Here is a 22,120-nt window from a genome sequence, read left to right as displayed (position 1 = left end):
CCTACTCCGGCGGCGAGCGGGTCACGCCGTCGCGTATCAGGGCCGCGATCTCATCCGCGGAATAGCCGATCTCCCTCAAGATCTCAGCACCGTGCTCGTTGAGGCGCGGTGCGAACCGTGACGGTTCGGCGTCGGTGTCCGACCAGGTCGCGGTGACCTTCATGCTGCGGATGGGCCCCTCGGTCGGATGGGTGACCACCGGGAAGAAGCCGGTCGCCTCCAGATGCGGGTCATGCAGGATCGTTTGCAAATCGTGCATCGGCATGACCGGCACGTCGGCCTTGGTCAAAAGCTCGATCCATTCGGCGGTCGTGCGTGTCTCGAAGATGCGCGCGAGCTCGGCATAGACGAAATCGATATTCGCGGCGCGGCCGGCAAAGGTCGCAAACCTCTTGTCGGCGCGCAGATCGTCGCGGCCGGTCGCCTCGAAAAAATTCTGCCACTGCTTGTCGTTGTAGACGATCACGCTGAGGTAGCCGTCCGCGGTCTTGTAAGGCCTGCGGTCGCGCGACAGATGACGTGCGTAGCCACCCTTGTCGAGCGGCGGCTCGAACGTGAGTCCCCCCATGTGATCGCCCATGACGAAGCCGGCCATGGTCTCGAACATCGGGACGTCGACGCGCTGGCCGCGCCCGGTGCGGTCGCGGTGCACGAGGCTGGCGCAGATCGCGCCGACCGCGGTGAGGCCCACGATGCGATCGACCAGCGCGTTCGGCACGTAGCGCGGCACGCCGTCGCCGGTCTGTGCCATCAACGCGGGCAGCGCGGTGGCACCCTGGATCAGATCGTCATAAGCGGGCTTTGCGGCATAGGGCCCGTCCTGGCCGAAGCCGAACACGCCGGCATAGACGAGGCGCGGGTTGATCGCGGAGACCACGTCATAGCCGAGCTGAAGGCGCGCCATGGCCTGCGGACGGACGTTGTAGACGAGAACGTCGGCATCCTTGATGAGCCGCAGCACGGCGTCGCGGCCCGCGGGCTTCTTCAGGTCGAGGCAGATCGAGCGCTTGCTGCGATTGGTGTTGAGAAACACCGGGCCCATGCCGGCATGACGCATCGGGCCGATCAGGCGAGTGACGTCGCCTTCGAGCGACTCCACCTTGATGATGTCGGCACCGTAGTCACCGAGCATCTGGGTCGCATACGGCCCCATCAGCACGGTCGTCATGTCGATGACCTTGATGCCCTTTAGCGGCCCCATCGTTCACTCCCGATTGCGCGGGGGCCAAGATGTGGCCCGCGATTTCGGTCCAGCTAACGGCAGCGGCGGGACCCGAGCAAGTGCGGCCGGCGTATGGCCGCATGCGCCGCGTGCGAGCGCGGCGCGGCGCTTATTTCTTCTGGCGGGCTTCGCGGATCTTGAGCAGCCGGTCGAGCTCGTCGTTCTGCTGGTTGATGCGATCGGCGATACGCGCCTCGCTCTGCTCGCCGGATGCGGCGGCGGCCTGCTCGATGAGTTGCCTGATATTGCCCTCGAGGATCGCGATACGATCGTTGAGTTCGTCTAGTGATAGCGAGCTGTCATTGCTCATGATGCATTCCCCGGAAATCAATCAAGAGCAGGAGGGTGAGCGAAGCGAAACGTGGCTACCTTGACATAGCGCAAGGAAGGGTGGGTGCGGCGCATTCGCGCCTTTGCCCACCCTTGCGGGTTACTTCAACGGCTCCAGGACGGAAACGTAGTTGGCAACGGCAGCGCCGCCCATGTTGAAGATGCCGCCGAGCCTGGCGTTCTTGATCTGCATGCCCTCGGGCGCTTGCCCGGCAAGCTGCATCGCGGTCATCACATGCATGGAGACGCCGGTGGCGCCGATCGGGTGGCCCTTCGCCTTCAGCCCGCCGGACGGATTGACCGGCAGCTTGCCGTCCTTCAGCGTCCAGCCCTCCTTGATGGCGCGGGCGCCCTGCCCCTTCGGCGTCAGGCCCATTGCTTCATATTCGATCAGCTCGGCGACCGTGAAGCAGTCGTGGGTCTCGACGAAGGAGAGGTCGGCGAGCGACACGCGCGCCTTCTCCAGCGCGCGCTGCCAGGCAACAGTGCAGCCTTCGAACTGGAGAATGTCGCGCTTGCTCATCGGCAGGAAGTCCTGGGCGTGCGCGGTGGCGCGGAAGCCGATCGACTTGCCCATGCCCTTGGCGGTCTCGGCATCAGCCAGCACCAGCGCCGCGGCGCCGTCGGAGACCAGCGAGCAGTCGGTGCGCTTCAGCGGGCCGGCGACGCAAGGGTTCTTCTCGCTCTCGGCGCGGCAGAACTCGAAGCCAAAATCCTTGCGCATCTGGGCGAAGGGGTTGGCGACGCCGTTCTTGTGGTTCTTGGCCGCGATCAGCGCCAGCGCATCCGACTGGTCGCCGTACTTCTGGAAATACGAGCTGGCGATCTTGCCGAACACGCCGGCGAAGCCGCCGACGGTGTCGCCGTCTTCCGGCAGGTAAGAGGCTTTGAGCAGATTCTTGCCGATCTCCGGACCCGGCGTGCGCGTCATCTGCTCGACGCCGACGACCAGCACGATCCTGGCAGCACCGGCCGCGATCGCGCGCAGGCCCTGATGCACGGCGGCCGAACCGGTGGCGCAGGCGTTCTCGACGCGGGTCGCCGGCTTGAAGCGCAGGTGCGGATCAGCCTGGAGCACCAGCGAGGCGGTAAAATCCTGCGGCGAGAAGCCGGCGTTGAAATGACCGAGCACGATCTCATCGACGTCGCTAGCCGAGATGCCGGCATCCACAATCGCCTCATTGGCGACGCGCGTGACGAGGCTTTCGACGGTCTCGGTGTCGAACTTACCGAACGGCGTATGTGCCCATCCGACGATGCTGGCGGTCATGGTCACTCTCCTCAGATCTTCTCTTGTCTTCCCTTGCCCGATTCTTAGCCCATCGGGCCCAAGAGTTCATCAAGACTTCACGCGGCTTTGAGGCCTTTGAGGGTTCGCTGGCAGATGGCAGTTATGCCGGCCCAGTTCCCGGCCCTGATCTCCGCCGCCGGGCATAGCCAGGAACCGCCGACCGCAAGCACGTTGGGCTCGGCGAGCCAGGTCGCCGCATTGGCCTCGCCAACGCCGCCGGTGGGGCAAAAGCGCGCATTGGGGAACGGACCGCCCAGCGCACGCAGGCCCTTGATGCCGCCGGCCTGCTCCGCGGGGAAGAATTTTGCGAGATCGAAGCCGAACGCCAGGGCCTGCATCAGCTCGGACGCGGTCGCTATTCCCGGCGCAAAGGGCAACGCGCTGTCGGCGGCAGCCTTCAAAAGATCGGGCGTGCCGCCCGGGCTGATGCCGAACTTGACGCCGAGTTTCTCGGCTCGCGCGAGGTCGGCCGGGTTGAGGATGGTGCCAATGCCGACGATCGCCTCCGGCACCTCCGATATCATCGCTTTCGCGGCCTCGATCGCCACGGAGGTGCGCAGCGTCACCTCCAGCGTCTTGACGCCACCCGCAACGAGAGCGCGCGCCAGGGGCACGGCATCCTCGACACGCTCGATGGTGAGGACGGGGATGACGGTCGCGGCCTTGAACAGCGCGGCGAGCTTTTCCTGTTTGGCAGTCGTGGTCATTGCGTTTCGATTTTCACTTTGTCGCTTGGCGTGAGGTCGTCGGCCGGGGCCGCTTCTTCGGCGGCATGGCATAGGCCGGAATGATGGCACCGGGATAGCAGATCACGAGGCTCGCGAGGCGATGGCCGGCCTGCGCGGCCTCGACCGGATCGGAACCTGCGAGCCTTGCGGCAATGTAAGCCGCAGCAAAGCTGTCGCCGGCCGCGGTGGTGTCGATCACCGGCTTGGTCAGCGGCTCGGCACGCACCTCGCTTGTGCCGCCCGGAAAGCGCAGCAGGCTGACGGGTTCGGCGAGACGGAACACCAGCTCGGGAGTGGGGATGCGCGCCATCAGCTCGGCATGGCTCTCGCCGGGATACAGCGCGAGCAGGTCCTCCGTCGAGGTGAGCACGATGTCGGCGGCCTCGAATGCGGCGGCAAACACCGCGCGGGCGACGTCGCGATCGGGCCAGGCGCGGGCGCGAAAATTGGTATCGAATACGAAGCGGGTGCCGAGCAGGCGCGCGCGCTTGATCGCCGCGAACAGACGCTCGCGCCCGGCCTGATCGTAGATCGAGAGCGTGATCGCGGAGAGATAGACGATGTCATAGCTCATCAGCGAGTTGAGGAGCTCGTCCGTCTCCGGCAGATCCATCAGCCGGCGCGCGGCCGCGCTGTCGCGCCAGTGAAAGAACTGCCGCTCGCCCTTGGCATCAAGCTGGATCATGTAGAGACCGGGCAGCTTGCCGGACAGACGCATGACGCGCCTGGTGCCGACGCCCTCGGCAGCCCAGGCCGTCACCATCTCGTCACTCAGCGCGTCATCGCCGAGCGCGGTGAGATAGTCGACCTTGACCTCGAGCCGCGCGAGATAGACGGCGGTGTTGAGGGTGTCGCCGCCGAAGCCGCGCGCGTAGAGTCCGCCGCCCTGCCCCTGGCCGCCGGACTGTCCGCCTCCCTGGGCCTGCCGGAGCTCGACCATGCATTCACCGATGCAAGCAACGCTCGCCATTACTCGACCCACACTGTTCACCGGTTGCGTCAGGCGACGAAATTGCCGCCGAGCTCGTCTTCGATGTGAATGCGGATGATATCATCGAAGCTCTTCTCGGCGGTCGTGAAGCCGAGCTCGCGCGAGCGACGCGCGTCGAAATTGCGCGGCCAGCCGCCGACGATGCCCACGATGAAGGGATCCGGCTCCCGCTTGATGCGCGCGGCGACCTTCTCGCCCGCGACCCGCTTCAAGGCCGCAATCTGCTCGCCGACGGTCGCCGACAGGCCGGGCATGGTGAGATTGCGGCGCGGGCCGACCGCAGCGAGGTCCATTGTGCCGGCATGGAGCAAGAAGCCGACCGCGGAGCGTGGCGTCGCGTGCCAGTGGCGGACGTCCTCGGAAACCGGCAGGATCGCTTCCTTGCCGGCCAGCGGCTCGCGCAGGATGTTGGAGAAGAAGCCGGATGCCGCTTTGTTGGGCAGGCCGGGGCGGATGCAGATGGTCGGCAGACGGATGCCGATGCCATCGAGGAAGCCGCGGCGGGAATAGTCGGCGAGCAGCAGCTCGCCGATCGCCTTCTGGGTGCCGTAGCTGAGCAGCGGCGTGTGGAAGAACTCGTCGCCGATCGCATCCGGGAACGGCGCGCCGAATACCGCGATCGAGGAGGTGAAGACCACCCGCGGCTTGTAGCCGCCGCCTGCGAGGCGGATGGCGTCGAGCAGCATCCGCGTGCCGTCGAGGTTGATGCGATAGCCCTTGTCGAAATCGAGTTCGGCCTCGCCGGAGACGATGGCGGCCAGATGGAAGATCACGTCGGGGCGCCCCGCGACCAGCTTCTCGGCGGCTCCGGGAACGGCAAAATCGCCGGACACCGTCTCGACAGCAAAGCCGGCCTTCTCGGGCTTCTTCGGCTCGACCACGTCATGCATGGTCAGCTTGGTGATGTCGCTTTTGCCGAGCCGGCCGTCGCGTAGCAGCCGTTCGCACAATTTGCGGCCGACCATGCCGGCGGCGCCGAGAACCAGAATGTGCAAGAGCCTACTCCTTCTTATTGATCTTCAACGCGCCCGTTCGGACGCGTTCCTACGGCGGGCCCGCAATCATTCCTTCACCGCGCCGGTCATCGCCGACACATAATGCTCCACGAAGAAGGCGTAAAGGATAACCAGCGGCAGCGACCCTGCGAGCGCCCCCGCCATCAACGACCCCCAGCGGTAGATGTCGCCGTCCACGAACTCGTTGACGATCGCGACCGGCACCGTCTTGTTGCTGGTCGATTGCAGGAAGGTCAGCGCGTAGATGAACTCGTTCCAGCACAGCGTGAAGCAGAAGATGAAGGCCGAGATCAGGCCGGGAATTGCCAGCGGCAGCACGATCTTGATCAGGATCTGCCAGCGGCTCGCCCCATCGATCAGCGCGCATTCCTCGAGCTCGAACGGGATGGTCTTGAAATAGCCCATCAACAGCCAGGTCGAGAACGGGATCAGGATGGTCGGATAGGTCAGGATCAACGCCAACGGCGAGTCGAACAGGCCGTACTGGAACACGACGGTGGCCAGTGGGATGAACAGGATCGACGGCGGCACCAGGTAGGCGAGGAAGATCAGGCCGCCGACGAGATTGGCGCCCTTGTAGCGCAAGCGCACGATGGCATAGGCCGCCAGCACCGATGCGATGATCGAGAGCACGGTGGCGCAGACCGCCACGTACATCGTGTTCCAGAGCCAGTGTGGGTAGTAGCTCTCGAACAGCAGCTTGTGGAAGTGCTTGAAGGTTGGATTCCAGGTCCAGAACGGGTTGTACTTGTCGAGATCGAGCAACTGCTCGTCCGGCTTCACCGAGGTCAGCGCCATCCAGTAGAACGGAAACAGCAGGACCACGACGATGATCGTGAGCGGCAGATACAGCGTCACGATCCGCCGCGGCACCGACTGGAGATAGCTCATGCCTTCGCTGTGATCGGCGCGCGCCGGCGTTGACAGCACCGTCTTGAGATCGACTTTCGATGCAGGAAGATCAGTCATTGCTCTCTCCCTGTTGCCACTTCCTACGCTGCAGGCCGAACCAGGAGATCATGATTGCGGCAAGCAAGAATGGAATCATCGCACTGGAGATCGCCGCGCCCTCGCCGAGCTGCCCAGCGATGATCGCGCGCTGATACGACAGCGTCGCCATCAGATGGGTGGCATTGACCGGGCCGCCGCGGGTCATCGCCCAGATCAACTGGAAGTCGGTGAAGGTGAACAGCACCGAGAAGGTCATCACGACCGCGATGATCGGCGTCAGCAGCGGATAGGTAATGTATCGGAAATTCTGCCAGCGCGTTGCGCCGTCCAGCGTTGCGGCTTCGTAGAGCGAGGGCGACACCGTCTGCAGGCCGGCGAGCAGCGTGATCGCCACGAACGGCACGCCGCGCCAGATGTTTGCAAAGATCACGCAGATCCGCGCCCAGGTCGTATCGCCGAGGAAATTGATGTTCTGGCTGATCAGCCCGAGATTCTTCAGCGACCACGAAATGATCGAGAACTGGGAATCGAAGATCCACCAGAACGCGAGCGCCGAGAGCACGGTCGGCACGATGAACGGGATCAGGACGAGTGCCCGCAGCATCGCCTTGAACGGCATATTCTCATTCAGGAGAAGCGCGAGATAGAGCCCGATCGCGAATTTGAAGGCGCTGGCCACGAACGTGTACAGCAGCGTGTTGGTCACCGACAGCCAGAAGATCGAGTCGTCCCACAGCCACTGATAATTCTCGATACCGATGAATTGCCCGACTCGGCCGATGCGGGTGTCGGTGAAGGACAGCCAGATGCCGAGCCCCAGCGGATAGGCCAGGAAGAAGATCAGGAAGGCCATGGCCGGCACCATGAACCAGAAGCCGAGCCAATTGCGATTGTGCTTGAGCAGGTCCCAGGCGCTGGCCTCGCGAAACTGAGGCTTGGCTTGGGAAGCAACTACGACATCAGCCATGCCCGATATCCCTGATCAGAGTGCGAAGAGCGGGCGGCCAGACAGCCGCCCGCGTCGAGATCATCAGCGATAGATGCGCTTCAATTGCCGTTCGGCTTCCGCAATCGCACCCTTTGCGTCCTTCGTGCCGGTGCAGTAGTTGGCAAACATGTCAACGACGATGAAGTCGGCGATTGCGGTTGCCGCCTTCTCGCCCACCGTACCGATGCCGGACGCCGGCAAGGTTCGCTTGGATGCCTGCGCGAACACGGCGTTCTTTGGATCGGCCGTCCAGACCGGCGCGTTTTCATACGCATTCAGAGTCTGCGTCAGGTAACCCTGCGCCCCATCCAGCCACTTCTCGTAGTTTTCCTTCTCCAGCATGAAGGCAATGAACGCCTTCGCCGCGTTCGGGTATTTGGTGAAGTTGAAGGCGAGGATCGGCAGAGCGAGCTGCAATTCGGTCGGCTTGCCGATGGGCCCGACGGGGTGCAGCGCGTGATAGGTGTCTTCGGCGAGTTCCTTCTTGGTGGGGTCGGTCTTGGCCGCGACATAGATCGAAATGCCGTTGAGGGTACAATAAAGCTCGCCGGCCAGGTACGCCTTGTTGTTGGAGGAGTCGTTCCAGGATGGGGTCCCGGGGATGAAGGTCTCGGAGAGCGCCTTGCAATACTCCAGTGCCTTCATGGTCTCGGGCGAATTGATGACGATCTTGTCGTTCTGGTCGACGGTGTAGGCGCCGTGTCCCCACAGCACCCAGTGCAACCAACCATTGGCGTCACCGCTGGCATGCCCGAGCGCGTAGCCCGCGGGCGTGTTGTTCGCCTTGAGCGCCTTGCACATCTCGAGGAAGCCGGGGAAGTCCTTCGGAAACTCCTTGAAGCCCGCCTTGTCGGTCGCCGACTTGCGGTAGGTCATGTACCCGCCGTTGGTCGCCACCGGAATGCCCAGCCAGTCGTCGCCAAGCTTGCAGGTCTTGGCCGCCGCATCCGTCCAGCCACCATACTTCTTGCCGAGGTAATCGGCGACGTCGTTCATCTTCAGCACTTTGGTCGGGAAGAGTTGGGGCAGCGTGTGGAGGCCCCAGGCTAGATCGAGACCCGAGCCGGTATTGGCCGCAACGGATGCCTTCGGCTGCACGTCCTCAAAGGACTCGCTGAACACGTTCATTTCGGTGCCGGTCGCCGCCTTGAACGCCGCGACCATCGCGTTGAATGCATCGTCTTCCGCCGGCACGAAGCGCTTCCAGCGCATCACGGTCAGCTTGGCGCCCGGCTCGGCCTTCCACGGCGAGTCCGCCGCCCAGGCTTTCGCGAATTCGAACAGTGCAGGTCCCGTCAGTGCGCCGGTTGCAGCCAGTGCCGTTCCGCCTTGAAGCAATGCCCGGCGGGTAAAGTCTTGCATGTCGTCCTCCCAATGAAACTTTTTTTAGTTTGTTGAAGTCTGTCTCACGCGTTCAGCCGTTTTCCTGTCCCCTCGTCGAACAGATGAACCAGCGACGGATCCGGCTTCAGCCGGACCTTGTCACCAGGATTGAACTGGTGCCGCTCGCGGAACACGGCGACAACCTGCTCGCCGCCGAGCTTTGCGAACACCTGCGTCTCCGAGCCCGTCGGCTCGACGACGACGATCTCGGCTTCCGCCCCGTCGTCGGCGATCGTGAAATGCTCGGGCCGCACGCCATAGACCGCGGGCTGTCCGTCGGACGCGGTCGGCGCGGTCTTGAGCGGCAACTTGACGCCGTTCGGTCCCTCGAAGGTCGCCACCCCGTTCGAGCGCACATGGCCCTTGAGGAAGTTCATCGCCGGCGAGCCGATGAAGCCCGCGACGAACTGATTTTCGGGCTTGTCGTAGAGCTCGAGCGGCGTACCCATCTGCTCGACGATGCCGTCATGCATGACGACGATCTTGTCGGCCATGGTCATGGCCTCGATCTGGTCGTGGGTGACGTAGACGGTCGTGGTCTTGAGCCGCTGGTGCAGCTCCTTGATCTCGGTGCGCATCGCGACGCGCAGCTTGGCATCGAGGTTCGACAAGGGCTCGTCGAACAGGAACACCTGCGGATCGCGCACGATGGCGCGGCCCATGGCGACGCGCTGGCGCTGGCCGCCGGAGAGCTGGCGGGGATAGCGATCGAGCAGCGGCGTGAGCGCGAGGATCTCGGCGGCGCGCTTGACGCGCTTGTTGATCTCGTCAGAGCCTGCGCTGCGCAGCTTGAGCGAGAAGCCCATGTTGTCGGCGACGGTCATGTGCGGATAGAGCGCGTAGTTCTGGAACACCATCGCAATGTCCCGCTCCTTGGGCTGGACATTGTTGACGACGCGCTCACCGATCGAGATCGTGCCTGAGGTGATGTTCTCGAGCCCTGCGAGCATGCGCAGCAGCGTCGACTTGCCGCAACCGGAGGGGCCAACCAGAACGACGAATTGACCGTCCTCGATCGGAATCGTCACGCCGTGCAGGACTTCAAAATTGCCGAACGATTTCCGCACGTCGCGGATGTGCACAGACGACATCTAGCTCCCTCCTCACTGGTCCGCAGCGCCCATCGAGCACCGCTACCGCCTTTTCTTCTGAGGCCCCACCCAACGAGGCCCCATTGTACAGGCAGCATTGTCCGCAGTTTGCGCCATTTTGGCAATTTGTCTTTGGTTAGTCGGAGCTGGTAGCGCTGTCAACGTTCCTTTGTTTGCAGGAAGGGCTGTGCTATGAGCAACAAATGGGACGAAAACGCACCAAATCGGGCAAGATCCGGCTGGCGGAGGTCGCCGAGCTCGCCGGAGTGAGCCCGATCACCGCGTCCCGCTTTTTCAGGAATCCGGAGGCGCTGTCGGTTGCCAAGCGGGCGCGAGTCGAGAGCGCCGCACGTGAGCTTGGCTATGTGCCCAATCTCGCGGCACGTGCACTGGCCTCGCAGCGCACGGAGGTGATTGCCGTTCTGATCCCCTCCCTCACCAACAACGTGTTCTCCGACGTGCTGCGCGGCATCTACGACGCGTCCGAAGGCAGCCGCTACTCGATCCAGCTCTCCAACACGCGCTACAGCATCCTTCAGGAGGAGAAGCTGCTCCGCCTGTTCCTGGCGCAGAAACCGGCCGGGCTGATCGTCACCGGCATCGACCAGACAGCCGAATCGCGTGCGATGCTGGAGGCGGCCGATTGCCCGATCGTGCAGATCATGGAGCTCGGGCCCGCCCCCGTCGACATGATGATCGGCTTTTCGCACTATGATGCGGCACGCGCGGCGGTCGCGCACCTGTTTGCGCAAGGTTGCCGCCGGGTCGGCTTCGTCGGGGCGCGGATGGATCCGCGGGTGCAGCGGCGGCTTGACGGCTATGTCTCGGCGACGAAGGACGCCGGGCTGTTCGACCAGCGCCTCGTCGTCACGACGGCGACGCCGACCTCGGTGACGCTGGGGGGAACGCTGTTTGCCGACCTGCTCGCGCGGGAGCCGAACATCGATGCGGTGTTCTGCGCCAATGACGACATCGCACTCGGCGTGCTCTTCGAATGCCGGCGCCGGGAGATCACTGTCCCTGATCAGATCGCCATCATCGGCTTCAACGACCTTGAATTCATGGCGAGCGCGGTCCCAACCCTCACCAGTGTGCGGACCAACCGCTACGAGATGGGCCGGGCTGCCGCAACGATGCTGATCGAAGCCATCGAAGGCCGCCGCCCGGAACAGCCGGTGCTCGATCTCGGTTTCAAGGTGATCGAGCGGCAAAGCTCGCTGGCGCAGCGCGCCGCCAGCCAGCCCGCACTTTCGGGAATGGTGGCGGGTCGAACAAAATGATAGCGTTACCAAGGACCCATGGCTAGTATCGCACTTGTGAGGAAACGACCGCCAGGCGAGCTGCGGAATGCAGCCTTGCGCTGTCGGGCATCGCACAAGCCGACACGACAGACCGACGCCTGTGCGTTCGCATTCTAGGAGATATCAATGACAAAAAAACCAACCAACGGGCATGCACCCGCAACCAATGGCAGCCGCCGGCGCCTTCGCTCCCAGGAATGGTTCGACAACCCGCATAATCCCGGCATGACCGCGCTCTATATGGAGCGCTATCTGAATTTCGGCCTCACCCGCGAGGAACTTCAGTCCGGCAAGCCGATCATCGGCATCGCCCAGACCGGCAACGACCTCTCCCCCTGCAACCGCCACCACATCGAGCTCGCGCACCGCGTCCGCGAAGGCATTCGCATGGCCGGCGGCATCGCGCTGGAGTTTCCGACCCATCCGATCCAGGAAACCGGCAAGCGGCCGACCGCGGCGCTCGACCGCAACCTCGCCTATCTCGGCCTCGTCGAGGTGCTGTATGGCTATCCCCTCGACGGCGTGGTTCTGACTACCGGCTGCGACAAGACGACGCCTGCCTGCATGATGGCGGCGGCGACCGTCAACCTGCCGGCGATCGTGCTGTCGGGCGGCCCGATGCTGAACGGCTGGCATGACGGCGAGCGCACCGGCTCGGGCACCATCGTCTGGAAGTCGCGCGAACGTCTTGCCGCCGGCGAGATCGACTACGAAGAGTTCATGGAGATCGTCGCCTCGTCCGCGCCCTCGGTCGGCCATTGCAACACCATGGGCACGGCCTCGACGATGAATTCGCTCGCCGAGGCACTCGGCTTCTCGCTGCCGGGCTGCGCGGCGATCCCGGCGCCCTATCGCGAGCGCGGCCAGATCGCCTACGAGACGGGCAAGCGCATCGTCGAGATGGTCTGGGAGGATCTGAAACCCTCCGACTTCCTGACCCGCAAGGCGTTCGAGAACTGCATCGTGGTGAATTCGGCGATCGGCGGCTCGACCAATGCGCCGATCCACATCAACGCACTCGCCCGCCACATCGGCGTCGAACTCTCGATCGACGACTGGCAGAAGTACGGCCACGACGTGCCGCTGCTGGTGAACCTGCAGCCGGCCGGCTTCTATCTCGGCGAAGAATTCCATCGCTCCGGCGGCGTGCCCACCGTGGTGCGCGAGCTGATGAAGCACAAGCGCATCCACGAGGACGCGCTCACCGTCAACGGCCGCGGCATCGGCGAGAACTGCGCCAATGCACCGAAGCCCGATCAGGACGTGATCTGGGCCTACGACAAGCCCATGGTGAAGGACGCCGGCTTCCTGGTGCTGCGCGGCAATCTTTTCGATTCCGCGATCATGAAGACCTCTGTGATCTCCAAGGAGTTCCGTGATCGCTACCTCAGCAACCCGAAGGACCTGAACGCGTTCGAGGGACGCGCCATCGTGTTCGAGGGACCGGAGGACTATCACGAGCGGATCGACGATCCCTCGCTCGACATCGACGAGCGCTGCGTGTTGTTCATCCGCGGCACCGGACCGATCGGCTATCCCGGCGGCGCGGAAGTCGTGAACATGCAGCCGCCGGCGGCGCTGATCAAACGCGGCATCCATTCCCTGCCCTGCATCGGCGATGGCCGGCAGTCCGGCACGTCGGGATCGCCCTCGATCCTCAACGCTTCGCCGGAAGCGGCCGCAGACGGCGGCCTCGCGATCCTGAGGACCGGCGACAAGGTGCGCATCGACCTCAACAAGGGGAGCGCCAACATCCTGATTTCGGATGAGGAAGTTAAGAAGCGCCATGCCGAGCTGAAGGCCAATGGCGGCTTCAAGCATCCGCCGAACCAGACGCCGTGGCAGGAGATCTATCGCAACACCGTCGGCCAGCAGTCGACCGGCGCCTGCATGGAGCTCGCCACGCGCTACCAGAACGTCGCCGGCACGTTCGGCGTGGCGCGGGATAACCACTAGCCTCCGTCATTGCGAGCGCAGCGAAGCAATCCAGAATCCTCAGGGCGGCAGACCGGATTGCTTCGTCGCTACAGTGCAAAATTGCTACGCAATCTTGTCACGAGCTCCCTCGCAATGACGAGCCGATAGACAAGTTGAAGGTGAGGAGAAAAACAAAATGGCAGACCGCCTCAAGGGGAAGCGCGCTGTTGTCACCGCCGCAGCGGCAGGCATCGGGCGCGCATGTGCAACAGCATTCGCGCGTGAAGGCGCAACCGTCATCGCCACCGACATCAATGAAGGCGGCATCGCCACCTTAAGCAAGGACGGCGTCGCCGAGACGGCAAAGCTCGACGTTCGCAACACCGCCGACGTCAACGCCTTCGCCAAGCGCATCGGCAAAATCGACATCCTGCTCAATGCGGCAGGTTTCGTGCATAACGGGACGATTTTGGACTGTTCGGAAGAGGACTGGGATTTCTCGTTCGACCTCAACGTCAAATCCATGCACCGGACGATCAAGGCGTTTCTGCCGGCGATGCTTGCGGGCGGCGGCGGCAGCATCGTCAACATCTCGTCTTGCGCGGCGCTGAGGCCGCCGGCCAATCGTTATGTCTACAGCGCGTCCAAGGCGGCGGTGTCGTTGCTGACGCGCGCGGTTGCGCTCGACTTCATCACGCAAGGAATCCGCTGCAACAGCATTTGCCCCGGCACCGTCGAGACGCCCTCGATGCTCGACCGCGCCGCCGCCGTTGGCCCACAGGGCAAGGAGATGTTCATCGCCCGCCAGAAGATGGGCCGGCTCGGCACCGCTGAGGAAATCGCGGCCATGGCAGTCTATCTTGGCAGCGACGAAAGCGCGTTCACCACCGGCGTCGACCTCGTCGTCGACGGCGGCTTCATGCTCTGATTGATCCTCGTCACGAGAGGAAGGAATTCTTGCATGAACAAGATCGACCTCAACGGCCGCTGCGCGATCGTCACGGGCGGAGCGCAGGGTTTTGGCCGCGCCATCACCGAGCGTTTCGTCGCATCCGGCGCCAAGGTCGCGATCTGGGATTTTGACGCGGCCCTGGCCGAGAAGACCGCCAAGGAAATCGGCGGCGACGTTCGCGTCTTCAAGGTCGACGTCGCCGACGCGGCCGCGGTCGACCAGGCCCGCGATGCGACCCTCGCCGCCTTCGGCAGGATCGACATCCTCGTCAACAATGCCGGCATCGCCGGCATCAACAAGACGGTCTGGGAGACCGATCTCGAGGAATGGCGCAAGGTGCTGCGCATCAACCTCGACGGCCCCTTCATCTGCTGCAAGGCGATCGTGCCGACGATGCTCAAGCAGAAATATGGGCGCATCGTGAACATCGCCTCGATCGCCGGCAAGGAGGGCAATCCGAACGCGGCGCACTACTCGGCCTCCAAGGCCGGCCTGATCGCGCTGACGAAGTCGCTCGGCAAGGAGCTTGCCGCGCACGACATCCTGGTGAACGCCGTGACGCCGGCGGCCGCGAAGACCGCCATCTTCGACCAGCTGACGCAGCAGCACATCGATTTCATGCTGTCGAAGATCCCGAAGGGCCGCTTCGTCCTGGTGGAGGAGCTCGCTGCGATGGTGGCCTGGCTTGCATCGGAAGACTGCGGGTTTTCGACCGGCGCGGTGTTCGATATCTCCGGCGGCCGCGCCACCTATTGAGGGCGTCATGATCAGGGAAGGCGGATGCCTCTGTGGTGCGGTGCGGTTCAAGGCGGAGGGCGATCCGCTCAACGTCCGCGTCTGCCATTGCCGCAACTGCCAAAAGGCCATGGGCTCGCCCTTCTTCGCCCGCGCGCTCTTTCCGCAGGCTGCGCTGACCGTCGAAGGCGAGACCGGCCGTTTTCCAACATCGGAGCGCATCGATCGCGTCTTCTGCAAGCAATGCGGCACGCGACTCTTCTCGTGGCGGCGTGACGGCTCGGCGGCGGGCGTTGCGCTGGCGACTTTCGACGACCGTAACGCCTTCGTGCCCACCGAGCACATCTGGGTACGGGAAAAGCTCAACTGGCTGACGTTCGGCGACGGCCTGCCGCAATATCCGACCACCATCCCGTCCTGATGGGGCCGAACGGCGCCCGTCTTCGCCGGGACGATGAATCGTGATAGTTCGGCCATATCGGGCACGAACCGGGGCAACCGCTTGAACGTCTCCCTCTACGACCTCTCCGTCTGGGTGCTGCCGCTGCTGATCGCCATCACCTTCCACGAGGCCGCGCACGGCTTCGTGGCGCACCGTCTCGGCGACGATACCGCCTGGCAGCTCGGCCGGGTCAGCTTCAACCCGCTCCGGCATATCGATCCGTTCGGCACCCTGATCCTGCCGGCGATGCTGCTGTTTGCGCATTCGCCGTTCCTGTTCGGCTATGCCAAGCCGGTGCCGGTGAACTTCCGCAAGCTCAACAACCCGAAGCTCGACATGGTCTGGGTGGCGCTGGCCGGCCCCGCGACCAACATCCTGCTGGCTCTGCTGGCGGCCCTGGCACTCCACGCCCTGCCTCTTGCGCCGGCAAGCTCGGCGCAATGGATATTCGACAACCTGAGGAATTCGCTTCTGATCAACGCGGTGCTGGCCGTCTTCAACATGATGCCGATACCGCCGCTCGACGGCGGGCGGGTCGCGGTCGGCCTGTTGCCTCGGCCCCTCGCCCTGCCGCTGGCCCGGCTCGAGCCGTTCGGGATGCTGATCCTGATCGCCATCCTGATCCTGCTCCCCCTTGCGGGTTCGCAGTTCGGTCTAAATCTTGATGTTATCTCGGCAATACTGCGAACGTTGACCGGATATGTGATTAAGGCCGTTCTCTTCCTGACCGGCAACGCGTAGTTGAACCAGGACGAACCCAGAGAACCCGAAGGGCCCGAGGCCAACTTGGTCAAAGCTGCCGACATGCTGATCGCGCGCCGAGCCGACACCCGCGCCCGCGCCGATTTCGCCACCTGGAAGATGATGGCCAAGCTCAACGGGTTGTCCGCGCTGCCTCCAGAGGCCCAGGAGTTCCTGGCGAGCTATAAGAAGCTCTTGGAGCAGACGAGCGAGGACGACGCCACCGAGGCGACCATCGCCTCGGTCTACAAGGCCTACTATGCCGAAATGGGCGGCGCCGGTACGCCGCCCGATGTTCGTCCCCGGGCCAGCGAGCCCGTGAAGGACAATGTTACCGCCTTCCGCCGCCCGTCGCCCAAGCCGAAGAAAGCCGGCACGTTCGGGGTGACCGCGTTCGGCGGAACCGAGAAGCGGCCGCTTCCGGTGGCGCTGATCTTCGCCTGCCTGGTCGTGGTCTACGTCGCGATCCGCTACTACTGGCGCTGAGCCGACTTCTTCTTCGTCTCTCGCGGCGGGAAGGTCACGTCGAGCGTCCGCTCGAACTTTTCATCCGTCAGTCCGGCCGGCGGTTGCGGCACGGGATCCGAGCGACGGATCATCGAGACCGCCGCCGCATCGAAGGCTGCGTCGCCAGAGGACTCCACCACGTCGACCGAAAGCACGTTGCCTTTGCGGTTGAGGACGAGAGTCACCTTGACCTTCTGCGACTTCGGCTCCTTGCCCTCAGGGTAGACCTGGTGCAGCTTGAAATGGGCACTGATCTTGCGGTTCCAGTCGGCAGTCAGCTTCAGGATGTCCTTCCCGATGCCGAGCACCGGTGCCATGGCCTTCTCAGCCTCGCGCGCAGCGTCATCGAGCTTCTGCCGCGCCGATGCGACCGACAGCGGCGATGCCTCGACAGCCGGGGTCTCGACGGCCGCGACCTTTTGACTCTCCTCGTCCGGCTTTTTCGCGTTGTTGTCGGCGACGACCCGGTCGGCATCGTCGACGTCCTGGTGCTGGTCCTTGGGAAGCTCCGTTTCCTTCACCTCAGCCTTTTGTTCGGGTATCGCCCGCTGTTCCTGCATGGCCTCGCTGTCAGGTCCGGGTGGAAGCTCGGACTCGGGAGCATCCGGCGAGGCCATTTCGACGGCGAATTCCGCACCGGCCACACCCAGACCGTCGTCTCCACCATCCGTCTGCAAATGCGCGAGCGCCAGCGCCGCGCCTCCCAGATGCAGCGCGAGCGCCGCCACTGCGGCCAAAACCCACAGCCGCCTGGATGGTCTCGGTTCGATCTCGAGATCGGACATGACAAGAGCCTCTAGGGCTTCGCAGGGTCTGCCGCGGAAGATGTCGGAGAAGCCGGGACACCTTCCAGCGTCACCAGCTTCACCTTGGAGTATCCACCCGAACGCAACAGCTCCATCACGCCCATCAGTTCGCCATATGGCACTGTGCGATCGGCGCGCAGGAAGACGTACTTGTCCTTGCTCATGTCCGACAAGCCGTCGAGCGAGGCGGCCAGGTTGGCACGCGTGACCGGGTTCTCCCCGATCGCAAGCGTCAAATCGGACCTGATGCTGACATAGGTCGGCTTGTCCGGCTTCTTCTGCGGTGTGGCGGTGGAGGTCGGCAAATCGACAGGCAGGTCAACCGTCGACAGCGGCGCGGCGACCATGAAGATGATCAGCAGCACCAGCATGACGTCGATGAATGGCGTGACGTTGATCTCATGCGTCTCGGAAAAGTCCGCATCATCGTCGAGATCGTTGTCTGCGATCGAAGCTCCCATCGCCTACTCCGCCGCTGCGCGCGAATGAACGCTGCCATGGCTACGGTCGAGGTCGCGCGAGAGCAGCCGCGCCGCCGCACCCGAGGCGCGGCTGACGAGCTCGAGATAGCCCTTCGTCATGCGCGCGAAATGATTGTAGATGATGACGGCGGGGATCGCCGCGACGAGGCCGATCGCAGTCGCAAGCAGCGCTTCGGCGATGCCCGGCGCGACGACTGCAAGGTTCGTCGTCTGCGACTTCGAGATGCCGATGAAGCTGTTCATGATGCCCCAGACGGTGCCGAACAGGCCGACGAAGGGCGACGTGGCGCCGATGGTCGCAAGCACGCCCATGCCGATCCGAATCCGTCGCGACTCCGCGCGGGCGATCTCGGCGAAGCTCGAGGCGGCGCGTTCCTTGATGCCGGCGTCGCTGGAGATTCCTGCTGACGCCCGCGCCTCGCGCAGCGCGGCCGCAAGGAATGACGGCAAGATGCCTTCCTTGGCACCGAGCGCGAACTGCGCCTCTGCCAGCGAGCGAGCGTCGGCGACCTTCTTCAGGGCCGAACGCAGCCTGCCCTGTGCCAGCGTCAGCTCGATCGATTTCGCGATGAAGATGGTCCAGGTGACGAGAGACGCGAAGGCAAGCCCGATCATCACCGCCTTCACGATGATGTCCGCCGACATGAACATCACCCAGGGCGACAGCTCCTTCATCACAGGCGCGGTCGATTTCAGCACACGGCCGGCATCGGCCGACGCCGCATCGGACGCGGCACCCGCGGGGGCAACCGTCGCCGCAGGCGCGGCTGCTGATGGCGCCGCCGGAGCGCCGACCGGCTGCGATGCGGCCGGCGGCGTTGCCGTCTGTTGCTGTGCCGAAACAGGCACTGCGAGCGCGATCACCGCGATCATCACGGTTGCGGCAAAGCTTGCTCGGAAGGGTGTCATCTTCATACTTCGGCCCAGTAGCGAATGAGGTTGTGATAGATACCCGTCAATTTGACCGTTTCGGGGTCGTCGCGCCCAAGCCGCTGCGCCAGCGCCTGAACGGCAGTATCGAGGTCAAAGATCAGGCTGCGGGCTTGATCATCCCGTACCATGCTCTGCAGCCAGAAAAAAGACGCCACCCGCGCGCCCCGCGTCACCGGCGTGACCAGATGCAGGCTGGTCGAGGGATACAGCACGCAGTCGCCGGCCGGCAACTTAACTTCGTGCGAACCGTAGGTGTCCTCGATCACGAGTTCGCCACCGTCGTATTCCTCCGGCTCGGAGAGGAACAGCGTGACCGACAGGTCGGTGCGGATGCGAAGGCCGGTCAGGCGATCGCCGCGGATCGCATTGTCGACGTGCAGACCAAAATGGTGTCCACTGCTCGCCGCATAGCGGTTGAACAGCGGCGGGAAGATCTGGAGCGGGATCGCAGCCGCCAGGAAGCGCGGGTTCGCCGTCAGCGCCGAGATGACGCGGTTGCCGAGCCTGCGTGCGACCTCGCTGTCCGGCGGCAATTGCTCGTTGCGCTTGACCATCGCCGACTGCGCACCCGCGGTGGAACGCCCGTCTTCCCAATCGCTGGCGTCCATGATGCGGCGGAAATCCGCCACATCATCCTTGCTCAGGACGCCTTCTATGCATGTCAGCATGGCACCTCGTGTCGTCTCCTCAGTAACGGGCCGATAGCACCAGATAGGCGGCGCGTCCTGGTGCCTCCAGCACGAACGGCGCAGCGCTCTGGTACAGCGCGTCGTAGTAGCGCTTGTCGAAGATGTTGTTGACGAACAGCTTGACCTGCCAGTTCTTGTTGATCTTGGCTTCCGCGAACGCGTCAAAACGCCAGTAGCTGGGGATCGATGTACCCTGGTTGGCCGCGAGGAACGTGCCACCATAGATCTTCGAGCGATAGACGGCCTGGCCACCCAGCTCCCAGATGTCGGTGAGCTGGTACTTGGTGAGCATGCTGAAGGACTGATGCGCGACGTTGGAGAGCGGCAAGCCGACGTTCGTCGTATACAGTGTCGTGTTGGCCGGCGGGATCAGCGACTTGGTTACCTCCGACTGCATCAATACAAGGCCGCCGAAAATGCTCCATTTGTCGGTGATCTTACCACCCACGCCAAGGTCGATGCCGCGGATGCGATAGGCTGCTCCGGCAGTGATGCAGGAGACGGTCCCGGTCGTACCGGCAGGATAGGGACAGGTTGCGGTCGCAGTAGCGGCGGTGACGTTGCGGGACTCGCGCGCATTCTCCTTCTCGGTCTGGAAAAGTGCAGCCGTCAGCAACAGGTGTCTATCGAACAGCTCCCACTTGGTACCGAGCTCGATGGCTTTGTTCTTTTCCGGACCGAAGATCTGAGGAACGCCCCCGTTGAGCACCGGCGCGAGGCCGCCGTACTGGACGCTCGTCCCGTCGAATTCCGCGCCCACCGGATTAGATGAGGTCGCGTAAGCTGCATAGACGCTTCCATTCGGCAATGGCTTCAGGGTAAGGCCGAGGTTGAAGTTCGGCATCCCGTAGTCCTGCTGTTGCTGACCGAAGACATTGGCGACGCCGTTGACTGTCCCGTAACCGTTCACCTTGATGTTGTAGTCGTCATAGCGGACGCCACCGTTGAGGATCAGCAAATCATTGTAGTTCGCCGAATCCAGCAGGTAGACCGACTTGGTGTCGATCTTGATGTTCGTTGGCAATCCTGAAAGACCTCCTGGTATTCCAAAGGGGAGGTTCGTGAACTGCGGATTGAAAACGCTCACGCCGGTCAACGACCCAGCCCCGGTGAATCCTCCAGGAAGGGCTTCGGAGCTCAGGCCAACATATTTGTCGATCGACGACGTCTCGTGATCATATTCGAAGCCAGCAAGGGCAGTGTGCCTGAAGCCGGCGCCGTCGTTGAACTTGTAGGTCGCCTCGGTCTGATTGGCGATCACGTCCGTGGCCTGGTAGCGGCTCTGCGGATTGGCGCTGAGGGTCGAGGCCGATAGCGGGGTTGCGATGACCGGCGCTTCAGGCAGCGTTCCGATGTAGTTCTGGGTGGAATGCGAATCCCGGAATTTGTTGGTGATCAACAGATCGGGCGTGACCTGCACTTCGGCATTGAGCGTCCCGATGTCCTGGCCAACCCGATAGAAGTCTCGATTGACGAAGCCATACCAGTTGTTGCGGTTCGAGCCGAAATCCGGAAAAGGGCCGCCGGCAGTGCTGGCCGTGCTCGGCCGGTAGTAGGGCACGCCGAAATCCGGGAGACCGGTCAGTTCGGTATGAATATAGCCGGCGGTGATTTTGACCGCATCCACCGGCTTCCAGGTCGTGGCAACAAACGCGCCATCGCGATTGTCCTTCACGTAGTCGCGGCCGGCGACGCCCGCATCCTGAAACAGGCCGCCTGCGCGAACCGCGAGGGTCGGGCTGATCACCTGGTTGACATCAAGCACCACACGCTTGGTCTGGTCGGTGCCAAACGTGGTGTCCATGTTGTAGAAGCTCTTCTCCGTCGTCGCCTGCTTGGTCACGATGTTGATCGCGCCGCCCGTGGTGCCGCGACCCGCGAAGGACGAGCCTGGGCCGCGCAGGATTTCGACCTGCTCCGTGAAGAAGTTTTCGCGCACGCTGACGCCGGAATCTCGCACGCCATCGATGAAGACGTCATTGCGAGCGTCGAAGCCGCGGATGAAGAAGCGATCGCCGAAGGCATTACCACCCTCGCCCGTCCCCAGCGTCACGCCAGCAGTGCTGAGGATGGCCTGCTTCAGCGTGGTGGCGTTCTTGTCCTCGAGCACTTCCTTACTAAGCACCGTTACTGATTTCGGCGTGTCGACCAGCTTCTCGGGGAATTTGCCCCCGGCCTGCACGTGATCGACCTTGTAGGGTGCGGCCGGATCCGCATACGGATTGCGGTCCGCCGCGGGAGCGGGTGTGTTAGCGACTGGTGCCTGCGCCGCCTGCTGACGCTGTGCCGCGCGCCGCAACGCGGTGCGCGCGCGGACCTGCTCCGGCGACGGTTTTGAGGCAGCGGGGCGAGGACGCTCGACGGGCGCATCGACGGTCACGGGCGGCAGGTTCGACTGCTGCGCCTGCGCGCCGCTCGAAACCGACGCGACCGCGATCAGGCTTGCGACCGCCGAGACGGTCTTGCCAGATGCGACTTCGAGATTGTCGTCGAATGATTTCCGTACCGCGTTCGAACGCAACGACCGCGGAGCCCTTGCCGTGCCCATCCTACGCCCCACTTTGTTTCTGCAGTGTGTCGCCTTGCGACAAGTGTGTCGCCTTGCGACAACGCGACGCAGCGTT

Annotated in this window: 22 protein-coding genes; 7 read left to right on the top strand and 15 right to left on the bottom strand. The window is 63.7% G+C overall.

Going from position 1 to position 22,120, the window contains the following annotated elements; translation table 11 throughout:
- Nucleotide 1: 1 nt before the first annotated feature.
- The 10 genes from SO139_RS09695 to SO139_RS09650 all read right to left on the bottom strand — a co-directional run bounded on the left by SO139_RS09695 (nucleotide 2) and on the right by SO139_RS09650 (nucleotide 9,991).
- Nucleotides 2-1,201: a CaiB/BaiF CoA transferase family protein gene (locus SO139_RS09695; protein WP_449383520.1), complete on the bottom strand. Its 1,200-nt coding sequence runs from the start codon at nucleotides 1,199-1,201 to the stop codon at nucleotides 2-4.
- A gap of 130 nt (nucleotides 1,202-1,331) precedes the next feature.
- Complete coding sequence (locus SO139_RS09690) at nucleotides 1,332-1,532, bottom strand: hypothetical protein (protein ID WP_027523764.1); 201 nt, start codon at nucleotides 1,530-1,532, stop codon at nucleotides 1,332-1,334.
- Nucleotides 1,533-1,652: 120 nt separating this feature from the next.
- Nucleotides 1,653-2,822 (bottom strand): acetyl-CoA acetyltransferase, encoded by a 1,170-nt coding sequence (locus SO139_RS09685; protein ID WP_498539960.1) that lies wholly within the window; start codon nucleotides 2,820-2,822, stop codon nucleotides 1,653-1,655.
- Nucleotides 2,823-2,899: 77 nt separating this feature from the next.
- A complete protein-coding gene (gene eda / locus SO139_RS09680; protein ID WP_449383522.1) occupies nucleotides 2,900-3,550 on the bottom strand; it encodes a bifunctional 4-hydroxy-2-oxoglutarate aldolase/2-dehydro-3-deoxy-phosphogluconate aldolase in 651 nt (216 codons plus the stop codon).
- Nucleotides 3,551-3,563: 13 nt separating this feature from the next.
- Nucleotides 3,564-4,541, bottom strand: coding sequence for a sugar kinase (locus SO139_RS09675; RefSeq protein ID WP_449383523.1), 978 nt, complete (start codon nucleotides 4,539-4,541; stop codon nucleotides 3,564-3,566).
- A 29-nt stretch (nucleotides 4,542-4,570) separates the two neighbouring features.
- Nucleotides 4,571-5,557 (bottom strand): D-erythronate dehydrogenase, encoded by a 987-nt coding sequence (gene denD / locus SO139_RS09670; RefSeq protein WP_449383524.1) that lies wholly within the window; start codon nucleotides 5,555-5,557, stop codon nucleotides 4,571-4,573.
- A 66-nt stretch (nucleotides 5,558-5,623) separates the two neighbouring features.
- Nucleotides 5,624-6,547: a carbohydrate ABC transporter permease gene (locus tag SO139_RS09665; RefSeq protein WP_449383525.1), complete on the bottom strand. Its 924-nt coding sequence runs from the start codon at nucleotides 6,545-6,547 to the stop codon at nucleotides 5,624-5,626.
- Nucleotides 6,540-7,496, bottom strand: coding sequence for a carbohydrate ABC transporter permease (locus tag SO139_RS09660; RefSeq protein WP_449383526.1), 957 nt, complete (start codon nucleotides 7,494-7,496; stop codon nucleotides 6,540-6,542). Before SO139_RS09660 ends, SO139_RS09665 begins: the two co-directional genes overlap by 8 nt.
- 63 nt (nucleotides 7,497-7,559) lie before the next feature.
- Entirely contained in the window at nucleotides 7,560-8,879 is a 1,320-nt protein-coding gene (locus tag SO139_RS09655; protein WP_449383527.1) for an ABC transporter substrate-binding protein, read from the bottom strand.
- A gap of 44 nt (nucleotides 8,880-8,923) precedes the next feature.
- Complete coding sequence (locus SO139_RS09650) at nucleotides 8,924-9,991, bottom strand: ABC transporter ATP-binding protein (protein WP_027523756.1); 1,068 nt, start codon at nucleotides 9,989-9,991, stop codon at nucleotides 8,924-8,926.
- Between the two features lie 203 nt (nucleotides 9,992-10,194).
- On the opposite strand from SO139_RS09650, the gene gntR reads away from it, so the two are divergent.
- From gntR to SO139_RS09615, 7 genes are all read left to right on the top strand, one after another.
- Complete coding sequence (gene gntR, locus SO139_RS09645) at nucleotides 10,195-11,271, top strand: HTH-type transcriptional regulator GntR (RefSeq protein WP_449383528.1); 1,077 nt, start codon at nucleotides 10,195-10,197, stop codon at nucleotides 11,269-11,271.
- Nucleotides 11,272-11,418: 147 nt separating this feature from the next.
- Nucleotides 11,419-13,248, top strand: a complete 1,830-nt coding sequence (locus SO139_RS09640; protein ID WP_449383529.1) for an IlvD/Edd family dehydratase — start codon at nucleotides 11,419-11,421, stop codon at nucleotides 13,246-13,248.
- 157 nt (nucleotides 13,249-13,405) lie between these two features.
- Nucleotides 13,406-14,137, top strand: coding sequence for an SDR family oxidoreductase (locus tag SO139_RS09635; protein ID WP_449383530.1), 732 nt, complete (start codon nucleotides 13,406-13,408; stop codon nucleotides 14,135-14,137).
- Nucleotides 14,138-14,170: 33 nt separating this feature from the next.
- Complete coding sequence (locus SO139_RS09630; protein WP_449383531.1) at nucleotides 14,171-14,917, top strand: SDR family NAD(P)-dependent oxidoreductase; 747 nt, start codon at nucleotides 14,171-14,173, stop codon at nucleotides 14,915-14,917.
- A gap of 7 nt (nucleotides 14,918-14,924) precedes the next feature.
- On the top strand, nucleotides 14,925-15,317 hold the full coding sequence (locus tag SO139_RS09625) for a GFA family protein (protein WP_498539959.1): 393 nt from the start codon (nucleotides 14,925-14,927) through the stop codon (nucleotides 15,315-15,317).
- 81 nt (nucleotides 15,318-15,398) lie between these two features.
- Nucleotides 15,399-16,079 (top strand): site-2 protease family protein, encoded by a 681-nt coding sequence (locus SO139_RS09620; protein ID WP_449383533.1) that lies wholly within the window; start codon nucleotides 15,399-15,401, stop codon nucleotides 16,077-16,079.
- Between the two features lie 63 nt (nucleotides 16,080-16,142).
- Nucleotides 16,143-16,565: a hypothetical protein gene (locus SO139_RS09615; RefSeq protein WP_449383543.1), complete on the top strand. Its 423-nt coding sequence runs from the start codon at nucleotides 16,143-16,145 to the stop codon at nucleotides 16,563-16,565.
- Here SO139_RS09615 and SO139_RS09610 read toward each other — a convergent pair.
- Genes SO139_RS09610 through SO139_RS09590 form a run of 5 tightly spaced genes read right to left on the bottom strand, consistent with a single transcriptional unit; the run spans nucleotide 16,553 to nucleotide 22,044 of the window.
- The gene (locus tag SO139_RS09610) at nucleotides 16,553-17,371 is read right to left on the bottom strand and encodes a TonB family protein (protein WP_449383534.1); all 819 of its coding nucleotides are present in this window, start codon (nucleotides 17,369-17,371) and stop codon (nucleotides 16,553-16,555) included. The genes SO139_RS09615 and SO139_RS09610 overlap by 13 nt on opposite strands.
- Before the next feature lie 11 nt (nucleotides 17,372-17,382).
- Nucleotides 17,383-17,853, bottom strand: a complete 471-nt coding sequence (gene exbD / locus SO139_RS09605) for a TonB system transport protein ExbD (protein ID WP_449383535.1) — start codon at nucleotides 17,851-17,853, stop codon at nucleotides 17,383-17,385.
- A 3-nt stretch (nucleotides 17,854-17,856) separates the two neighbouring features.
- The gene (gene exbB / locus SO139_RS09600; RefSeq protein WP_449383536.1) at nucleotides 17,857-18,789 is read right to left on the bottom strand and encodes a tonB-system energizer ExbB; all 933 of its coding nucleotides are present in this window, start codon (nucleotides 18,787-18,789) and stop codon (nucleotides 17,857-17,859) included.
- Complete coding sequence (locus SO139_RS09595; protein ID WP_498539958.1) at nucleotides 18,786-19,475, bottom strand: Fe2+-dependent dioxygenase; 690 nt, start codon at nucleotides 19,473-19,475, stop codon at nucleotides 18,786-18,788. Before SO139_RS09595 ends, exbB begins: the two co-directional genes overlap by 4 nt.
- A 19-nt stretch (nucleotides 19,476-19,494) precedes the next feature.
- Nucleotides 19,495-22,044, bottom strand: a complete 2,550-nt coding sequence (locus SO139_RS09590; RefSeq protein WP_449383538.1) for a TonB-dependent receptor — start codon at nucleotides 22,042-22,044, stop codon at nucleotides 19,495-19,497.
- Nucleotides 22,045-22,120: the final 76 nt, after the last annotated feature.

The organism is Bradyrhizobium sp. UFLA05-89 (assembly GCF_059803475.1).
This window is presented reverse-complemented; position numbering and strand designations above follow the sequence as displayed.